At 38.0% G+C, this 9408-nt stretch carries 10 protein-coding genes; 1 reads left to right on the forward strand and 9 read right to left on the reverse strand.

What is annotated here, in order from left to right:
* Nucleotides 1-244: 244 nt before the first annotated feature.
* The 4 genes from K9V48_RS25840 to K9V48_RS25855 form a co-directional block, all read right to left on the reverse strand.
* On the reverse strand, nucleotides 245-1528 hold the full coding sequence (locus tag K9V48_RS25840; protein ID WP_224141964.1) for a TRAP transporter large permease: 1284 nt from the start codon (nucleotides 1526-1528) through the stop codon (nucleotides 245-247).
* Nucleotides 1529-1548: 20 nt separating this feature from the next.
* Entirely contained in the window at nucleotides 1549-2112 is a 564-nt protein-coding gene (locus tag K9V48_RS25845; RefSeq protein WP_224141965.1) for a TRAP transporter small permease, read from the reverse strand.
* A gap of 139 nt (nucleotides 2113-2251) precedes the next feature.
* Nucleotides 2252-3277 carry a TRAP transporter substrate-binding protein gene (locus tag K9V48_RS25850; RefSeq protein WP_224141966.1) on the reverse strand — a complete coding sequence of 342 codons (1026 nt, stop codon included), beginning with the start codon at nucleotides 3275-3277 and terminating at the stop codon, nucleotides 2252-2254.
* Nucleotides 3278-3468: 191 nt separating this feature from the next.
* Complete coding sequence (locus tag K9V48_RS25855) at nucleotides 3469-4149, reverse strand: GntR family transcriptional regulator (protein ID WP_224141967.1); 681 nt, start codon at nucleotides 4147-4149, stop codon at nucleotides 3469-3471.
* Nucleotides 4150-4939: 790 nt separating this feature from the next.
* Between K9V48_RS25855 and K9V48_RS25860 the strand changes: the two genes are divergently transcribed.
* Entirely contained in the window at nucleotides 4940-5080 is a 141-nt protein-coding gene (locus K9V48_RS25860; protein ID WP_224141968.1) for a YvrJ family protein, read from the forward strand.
* A 467-nt stretch (nucleotides 5081-5547) separates the two neighbouring features.
* Here the strand turns inward: K9V48_RS25860 and K9V48_RS25865 are convergent, their stop codons facing one another.
* The 5 genes from K9V48_RS25865 to K9V48_RS25885 are packed head-to-tail and all read right to left on the reverse strand — an operon-like array spanning nucleotide 5548 to nucleotide 8909.
* Nucleotides 5548-5973 carry an OsmC family protein gene (locus K9V48_RS25865; RefSeq protein ID WP_224141969.1) on the reverse strand — a complete coding sequence of 142 codons (426 nt, stop codon included), beginning with the start codon at nucleotides 5971-5973 and terminating at the stop codon, nucleotides 5548-5550.
* Nucleotides 5974-6019: 46 nt separating this feature from the next.
* The gene (locus tag K9V48_RS25870) at nucleotides 6020-6757 is read right to left on the reverse strand and encodes an amino acid ABC transporter ATP-binding protein (protein ID WP_224141970.1); all 738 of its coding nucleotides are present in this window, start codon (nucleotides 6755-6757) and stop codon (nucleotides 6020-6022) included.
* A gap of 14 nt (nucleotides 6758-6771) precedes the next feature.
* Nucleotides 6772-7416 carry an amino acid ABC transporter permease gene (locus K9V48_RS25875; RefSeq protein ID WP_224141971.1) on the reverse strand — a complete coding sequence of 215 codons (645 nt, stop codon included), beginning with the start codon at nucleotides 7414-7416 and terminating at the stop codon, nucleotides 6772-6774.
* A gap of 33 nt (nucleotides 7417-7449) precedes the next feature.
* Entirely contained in the window at nucleotides 7450-8271 is an 822-nt protein-coding gene (locus K9V48_RS25880; RefSeq protein WP_224141972.1) for an ABC transporter substrate-binding protein, read from the reverse strand.
* 20 nt (nucleotides 8272-8291) lie between these two features.
* Entirely contained in the window at nucleotides 8292-8909 is a 618-nt protein-coding gene (locus tag K9V48_RS25885) for a TetR/AcrR family transcriptional regulator (RefSeq protein ID WP_224141973.1), read from the reverse strand.
* Between the last annotated feature and the right edge of the window lie 499 nt (nucleotides 8910-9408).

Here is a 9408-nt window from a genome sequence, read left to right on the forward strand (position 1 = left end):
CGTAACTCACGTAAAGGTGACCGCTAAGACTCCAATATTCAGAAATCGGGCACGTAACTCACGTAAAGGTGACCGCTAAGACTCCAATATTCAGAAATCGGGCACGTAACTCACGTAAAGGTGACCGATTAGTCTCTTCTTCCTTGATTCGGGCATCTAACCCATTAAAAACAACAATCATTTAGAAAACAGCCTTTAAAAAACACTACCCCATACACCAGTTCTAGACATATTACGATTCAGATCATTCACCTGAGAAAAACTCAGTAGGAACCGTCACAAGCTCTGGAACGAAAATCAATAAGAATAACAGGACGATTTCAACAATAAGGAATGGCATAATAGCCTTTACAAGTCGTCCAATACTGATTTTCCCTGCTCCTGCTGCAACATTTAATACGGTCCCAACCGGCGGTGTTAAAAGACCGATTACGTTATTTAAAATGAATAATAATCCGAAATAAACTGGATCTATACCCGCTGCCGTAACAACTGGCATTAACACAGGTGTTAAGATTAAAATCGTCGGGTTAACATCCATTGCCATCCCAACTAAAATCACAATGAGATTAATGACTAGTAATAAGAGTAACGGACTGTCAATTAATGGACTTAAAATAGATGAAACGATTTCAGGAATATTACCGACAGTCATTAACCACGCCGAAACCATTGCAGCGGCTGCTAAAAACATAATGACACTTGTTGTTTTCGCAGAACTGATTAGACTTTCCATAATTTCCTTTAATGATAATTCCTTGTATACAAACACACCGATAAACAATGCATACACAACAGCAATAACACCAGCTTCAGTCGGTGTGAAGAAACCTCCACGCAAACCTGTTAAAATACCAATTGGCATTAAAATCGCCCAAATCGCATCAACAATTGATTTCACCATTTGCTTGAAGCTTGCACGAGGCATCTTTTCAACCTTGTCTTTTCTAGCTACCCATGCCCACGTAACCGCAAGAGCAATGGCAATATAAATGGCTGGCGCAATCCCCGCTACAAATAGCTTGGTAATCGACACACCTGCTGTTACTCCAAATAAAATCATTGGGACAGAAGGAGGCATAATTGGCGAAACAATGTTCCCAGCGGCAATTAATGCCGTGGAACGGTCACGGTTATATCCGGCCTTTGCCATCATTGGAATTAAGATTGCTCCTAGTGCTGCAGTTGAAGCTACAGCAGAACCTACTAAACTAGCAAATAATAAAATAGCTAAAATCGCCACATATCCTAAACCACCACGGATATGACCAACTAAGGTTGTTGCGGCAATAATGATTCGTTTTGTTAAGCCACCACGGTTCATTAAGTCACCGCACAAAATAAAGAATGGAATTGCCATCATCGCAAAACTATCGGCACCGACCATTAAATTTTGCGAAAGAATTTGTGTATCAAAATCTCCAAGATAAGCCATCATAAATACGCCACTTAATAATAGGGCGAATGCGATTGGTATCCCAATGGCCATCGCCGCAAGTAAAACTACTAAAAAGATTACCATCGTCATAACTCAAAAACCCCCCTCATCTATCTTTTCGTAATCTCGTCATTCTTCAGATCATTTTGAAGTTTTTCTGCTAGATCTTCTTCTTCCGATTCATGTAAAGTAATCATCGTATCAATCGCGTTTGGATCCTTGAGAGCTCTTATAATATTGGCAAGGGAAATAATCGCAATGCAAATGCCAGTAACCATACCGATTCCATAAATAACCGAAAGTGGAATTCCGGTCGCAGCAGCTCTAGCTTCAACACTTTGAACCGTCATCGTATATGCTCCATGCGTTAACATTGCCATAATGATAATGATAATTCCTTGCGCAACAATATAGATAACTCGTTTCACTCCCTTTGGGAAGCTGCGCATGACAGAGTCCATTCCTAAATGGGCATTTGACCTCATTGCCCCAATTGCTCCAATGAAGGTAATATAAACAAATAAATAACGTGCAATTTCTTCTGACCATGTGAGGCCTGAATTAAAGACTGTTCGCAAAATAACATTTAAAAAAACAAAGATAATCATTAGAGCAAGCATGAGACCTAGTAAGTAATCAATCCCTTTAAAAAGCTTATCTAAATATCTCGACATATTTCCTCCCCCTTACGAAATAATCTACGTGTAAAACAATCCGTTATTTCAAAAACGAACTTTGTATTTTCATAGACAATTTATTTAAAACTAGCGACAAAAAAGACATCGCTTACAGTATCCGTTTACATATTTCTGCTTATTCAACCTCTTTAATGCGCTTAATCATATCTTCTGCCCAGTCATATTTTTCGTATAGCATATCGTATACCGGCTGTGCTTTCTCAACTAACTTTTGTCTTTCTTCTTCTGTCGGAGTTTTCACAACAATTCCTTGTTCCTGCAGAAACTTTCTATCTTCTTCAATACTTGCTTCATAGATGTCCCATGATCGATTTGATGTGTCAAAGCCAACTTCTTCAAAAATCTTCTGTTCATCTTCTGTCAATGTCTCCCAAAACTCTTTACTCATCATTAACTGGTTGGAAGAAACCATATGATTTGTCTCATAAATATAATCCTGAACCTCATACCAGCCTTCTTGTCTAAATGTTGATAGCGGGTTATCTTGACCATCAACAACCCCTTGTTCTAAAGCAGTAAACACTTCACCTAGGTCCATAATGACAGCATTCCCACCTAGAGACTCCGCCAGTTTCACATGAATTGGGTTGTTCGGCATTCTCATTTTCTGTCCCTTTAAATCCTCAACCGACTCGATTGGCTTACTAGAACTAAAGACACGCGCTCCGTTTGGATTCCAAGCTAAAAACTTAATTGGTTCTTGCTCCTCAAAATTCTTTGCAATGTAGTCTCCAACTTCACCTTGATAAACTCTTCTTGCATGGGCAACATCTCGGAAAATAAATGGAAAGTCAGGCGTCGCCATCATCGGAACTTCACTCCACATAACAGTACCAATTGCAGTTGCTTCAACAATTCCACTACGAGTAAAATCATATAATTGCTTTTCTCCACCTAATTGGCCCGAATCATAAATTTCAACATTAAATTTCCCATTCGTTCTTTTTTCAATCTCTGGTTCAAATACCTCTCTTAACGCAACGTTTACTGGATTTGCCGGCGATAATGTTGTCCCAACTTTTACTAAAATACCCTTATCTTGACCCGCTGATGTTTCAGTTGAAGAACAACCAGCAAGTAAAGACAGGCCTAATCCAACTGCTATAATTCGAGCAGATGTTTTTCTAAATTTCCTTTTCATTGTGAACCCCCCAAACAAGCATTTATGATTGATTTTTCCTAAACAAATGATTAGTAAACCCTTACAGATTTCTATTCCACATTTCACCTCATAAACAGCGCTTACAAATAATGATGTATACTGGTCGACAAGTTTTCGAAAAATGAGAGAGCTAATAAACAAGTTTCCCCATACTTGCTATAGACTCTCTCTTAAAAAGATTTTTGTAGCGTATTATTAACGGTTTTACGTGTATCATCAAAATGATCTTTCACAGTCTTTTCAATGTAATCATCATCTTTTGAAGATATCGCGTTAATGAGTAATTGGTGTTTTTTAATTAATGGCTCTATTTCGTTCTTATTTTCCTTAAATCGTCTCTCTGTCGCAATTAATAACGCTGTAAAGATGATGTACCGAATACTCTTCCATAAATGGAGAATCCTCGTATGTTTGGCTTCTTCAATCATCACGACATGAAAGGCTAAATCTTGCATCGTAAATTCAACATAATCATTATGTTTCGCCGCGAATTCCATCTTATCGATGATCTTCTTTAACGAATGAATCACATGTTCATGATCCATTTCTGAAAGACGCTGAATGGTAAATGTTTCAATTAAAGAGCGAACATCATATAGTTCCTCAATATCTTTAGCAGATAAACCGAGCACGACTGCCCCCATCCGTTCTTGGCGAATTAACCCTTCATTCGATAATGTTTTTAAAGCTTCACGTACCGGGGACCTGCTCGTATTAAATTCTGCGGCAATTTGATTCTCAGAAAGGACTGCGCCTGACTTAATACTCCCATTTATGATTTGTAATCGTAACTCACAAGAAATCTTCTCCCCGAGAGATTCTCCCTGTAAGGCGATGGCAGGAAATTGCATAATCACCCAACTTTCTTATTATGTTAAGTGCTTAACATAAGGTATTTAAATTTGTCTACGCTTACAAAAAACGTTTTCATTTTTCAATCTAGTGTACTTGTATACAACTCTTTTATATAATAAAAAATTTTCCCCTACTTGTAAAGAACTATATTATTAAAACTTTCTTTTTTATCACTCTATCAAATTTAGGCGGGAGTATTCATTTTCTCACTTACCAGCACTGGTAACATACATTTTCCTTTTAGGTTCGTTGCTGCTGCCTTAATCTACCAGAAAGATCACTTACATAATAATCACAAATCCTTCCAACAATTGTAAGTTTGTTTTGTGCGACATTTTTAACTTGATATTGTTCAAGCACCGTACTATGAAGCTCAGCGTTTTTGTATACCAAGGTGTAATCGCCATCGTGTTCTCCATGATAATATGTGTGTTTTCTTCAACTACCCTATACTTTTTCTTTTAATTGTTATTCATTTTTAAATTTTAAAGGAGTTGGATATAATACGAATGTAGTTTGGATTATATCTAGCTCTCAGAACTCCTTTAAGCACAGTACTCTCGACAGTTCATGTGCTTTGGGATTTTTTATGTATACCACGTGCTTTTCCTTCCCTCTCCACCACAAATCTATTCAATCATTTAGTAAACGAAGCAGGCCCTTTCCCCTAAATTTTCAAGACATCTGTTAATGTAAAAAATGCATTGGCTGAGTTGAATCCTTCTTAATGTCAAAGAGATACAGGCCCTTTTCTCTCCTAAATACGAGAAAAAGAGGTGTGAAATAATGGAACAATGGTTATCAATTATTAGCGAAGTCGGCTTCCCGATCATCATCACGTTATATTTACTAAATCGAATCGAAAGCAAGCTCGACACATTAAATCACTCGATCCAAATGCTTCCGCCCCAGTTGCAGAAGTTGTAATTTACAAAACAATCATTGAGAGTACGAAAACGGATCGTTCTTCATTTGAACGGTTCCGTTTTTGGTGCTTTTATTCCATTTCCACGTCTTTTTTGTGACTCATGGGCGTCCAAATGGTGAATTCTCCTTAAAAATAGAATATCCACTGAAAAGATTGCGACATTAGGCACTCTCTTTGTAGAAAACTGGATGCATGAGACACCATCCATAAAAAAATCTATCAACTTTGCTATCAAATCTATCAATTCCACTTGAATAAAGCAGACTTAACAGAACAAAAGCGCAAGCGCCTTGATCAGCCTAAGTTAGGCATAAGACGCGCATGAAGAAAGGCTGTACTTTACCTTCTAATTCATGCGTGGCTAGATGCTGGATATCGTGCACTTATCCACTATTCAGGAATTTTATCATTTCCTAAACGACAAAAAAGAAAAGTGCGGCTAACACTTCTCCTTGTTCTCTTGAACTTAATCAATCTTTTCTTGTTTTTCCCCATTTAGAATGAGGTGGAATGTAATTTGTGCCTTCAATGAATCAGACACAGCACAGTATTTCTCTTTCCCAAGGTTAATGGCTCTCCATACTTTTTTGCTGTCGATGCTTCCGTCAATTTTGAAGGTGACGTCGATTGAGGTGAAGCTTTTTGGTAATTCTTCTCTTCTTGTGCCGTCTGTTTCGATTTCAAGCTTTTCGATTAGATCTAAGTGTGGTCGTAGAATCATTGTGACGTCAATTCCGATGCAGCCTGCGACAGAGGCTAAGAGCATTTCAGTTGGTGTGACACCTTTTCCTTCGCCGAAATACGCTTCTGTGGCGTCCATTTGGATTTCGTACCCTGAATCTCCCTTAGCAGTGAAGGCACGCTTTCCTTGCCATTTTGTTACTACTTTCATTCACGATCCCTCTTTTCTCATTTGCTCATTCTTCTAAGCTATCATGTTAGATCATTTTCAGAAATTTCTTTGCCCGCTCTGTGTCTGGATTGGTGAAAAATTTCTCTGGGTCCGCTTGCTCATAGATGATACCATCTGCCATGAACACAATGCGATCAGCCACTTCACGCGCAAATTGCATTTCATGTGTCACAATCACCATCGTCATGCCGTCCTTCGCAAGCTGCTTCATGACATTTAATACTTCATCTACTAATTCAGGATCAAGCGCAGAGGTTGGCTCATCAAACAGCATGATATCAGGCTCCATCGCTAACGCCCGTGCAATCGCAACCCGTTGCTGCTGCCCACCAGACAGCCTTGATGGATATTCATCTCTTTTTTCAATCATGCCCACTCTTGCTAGCAGATTTTCCCCTTTTTCAATCGCTTTTTCCTTGTTCCACTTTTTCACAACCAGCAATGCCTCAATAACGTTTTGCAGGACTGTTTTATGTGGATATAAATTAAACTGCTGAAACACCATTCCTGTATGAAGACGGATTTTTTGAATCTGCTTAGCGCGTTCTTTTTTACTTTGTTTCGTATCGACTACAATACCGCTGACTGTCATCCTACCACCAGTCAATTCCTCGAGACCGTTTAAACAGCGAAGAAAGGTGCTTTTTCCCGAGCCACTTGGACCAAGTACCGCAACAACTTCGCCGGCGTTTACTTGTAAATCGATTTTTTTTAAAACTTCCAGGTTATGAAAGCTTTTCGATAGCTCGTTTGTAATAATCATGCTAAAACCCCAACTTATTCATAGATTGATAAACGTTTCTCTAGTCTTTCTAGTAGAAAAGAAAAACCTGTACTCATGACCCAATACATGATTGCAATCGCTAAATAAAACGGCATATAGACGTAATACTGTGCAATTAATAATTGCGATGTTCGTAAAAGTTCAGTAACCGTAATAACAGACACAAGCGATGTTTCCTTTAGCATTCCTATAAAGGTGTTTCCAGCCGGAGGAATCGCCACCCGAATTGCTTGAGGAAGAATAATTCTTCTCATTGTTTGTGCTGGAGTCATTCCAGATGCATAAGCTGCTTCCATCTGACCTTTTGGGATCGATTGCAATGCTCCGCGCAGTGTTTCCGATAAATAAGCTCCGATGCTAATACTTAACGCAATATAAGCAGCGACTAGTGGTTCCAGCTTAATTCCATAATCGACAAGACCATAATAAACAATAATAATTTGTACCAGCGTTGGTGTTCCTCTAATGATCGAAACATAAGCTCTCGCAACCCATCTAATAAATCGATTCCCTTTTAACCTTGCAATTGCCACAATAACGCCAATGATCGATCCAAAAAACATAGAAACAATAGTGATAAGGAGCGTATAATACGCTCCTTTTAATAAAAATGGCAAATTCGCTACTACAACATCCATTCTACTTTAGAAGTCCCTTCTCTCTCAGGTCGCTTACTCTTGTGGTTCTTCATCAAACCACTTAACGTAAATCTCTTTATACGTTCCGTCTTTCTTCATCTCATTTAAAATACGATTTAATTCTGTGATGAACGTTTCGTTCCCTTTACGAACTGCGATACCTGCTTGATCCGATTTAATCGGCTCGCCTACTGCCTTAATTTTAAATCCATTTTTTTCAATAACAGGTTTGATGGCATACATGTTATTAATTGTCGCGTCAATTCGGCCTGCATCTAAATCTTTTAACGATGTGATGACATCATCATACGTTTTAATCGTAAAATCGCCTACTTTTGGAAGCAGCTCCGTACGTAAATAGGTTTCATCATTCGTTCCTAATCCGACTCCGATATCCTTACCCTTGAAATCCTCTACCTTTGTGATCGATTGGTCACTTTCTGGTACGATAATTTTCACATGATTCGTAATATACGGATCGGTAAAATCCATTTGTTTTTTACGCTCATCTGTAATCGTCATTTGACTGATAACAGTATCAAACTTCTCTGCTTGCAATCCGGCAATCATTCCAGAAAACTCTTGTGCAACAAATTCAACATCGACACCTAATCGTTTCCCAATTTCTTTGGCGATATCTGCATCAAATCCATCCATTTCTTTCTTTTCATTCAGGAAATTGTATGGTTGATATGTACCCATGACACCTACTTTTAGAACGCCTCTATCTTTCACTTCCTGTAATAAATCAACATTTTCACTTGCTTTATTCTCATTATTTGAAGTACATGCGCTTAACATCACTGTGAATACTAGTATGAAAATCAAGCCTATAAATGAACGTCTTCGTTTCATCTTTATTCTCCCCTTCTTCTTCATTTTCCAAGCAAACCGAAAAACTCAAATCTTACAATTTCTCGTGCTAGCTCGCTTGCTGTTTTTCTTTTTACATTCGATTCATTTGTAGCTGGACCAAATAACCACCTAGAGAGAATCCCTTCAATTAAACTAATTAATAATGCAGATTGTAACGTCGGATCCTTGGCAGGCAAAATACCAAGATCCATTGCTCGCTTTATGTTAGTTTGAAACGCTTCTTCTAATTTTATTCTCGTCTCAATGATTGCTTCATTTACCGAAACTTCGCTTTCCATACCTTTTAGTAATAATTCCATGAAATATCTATTTTCTGCGGAAAATTCAATCAATTCTTCAAACAAATTTTCAGAAGCTTGAACAGCATCTTGAACCGTCCCTGGTGATTTTCGATATCCTTTAGAAACAACATCTAAAAGATGCGCTTGTCCTCTATGAATAATTTCGAGCGCAATTGCCTCTTTACTTTTAAAGTGCCAGTAAAAAGTACCTTGTGCAACTCCAGCTGCACGCACGATATCAGAAATTTTTGTTTTATGGTAACCATTCGTAGCAAATTGCTTCATTGAAATCTCTAAAATCTGTTCTCTTCTGTCAGAAACTCCCTCTTGCTTCAAACTATCTACCCCTCCTCCCGATTGATTAGTCAGTCAGTTAGGTATATTCTATTAAATCGGTCTATTTTAGTCAATAATTTTGATCTGTTTGGTCAGGATTATGTTTTAGAGGTATGAGGCGTGTTTGATCATTTAGATTTGAGCCACTTTTCGAGGACTTGATTGCATAAAAAATAAGCCACATGATTTCCAATTTCATGCCCCGCTCTTATGATAGATTGTAACGAAACAATCTACATGGAAAAGGGACAAAAGGATGATCCATATGGCTTCATATCATAATCTCAAATTTTCAGAAAAGGTTGAAGGTGTTTGGAGCAATTAGGCAGTCTATTCTATACGTAGAAAAGTGAGAACTGTCCTCTTTGTCTTAGGCTGTTTTAGTAAACTTTGTTGTTTTTAAACTTACTTGATTTCTAATTCAACTTCTCGAAATGATGTATCGTCCATAATCATGATTTATTGTCAGAACTTGAGATTTTTTGTCCAAGCTCAAGGT

Source organism: Metabacillus rhizolycopersici (genome assembly GCF_020075705.1).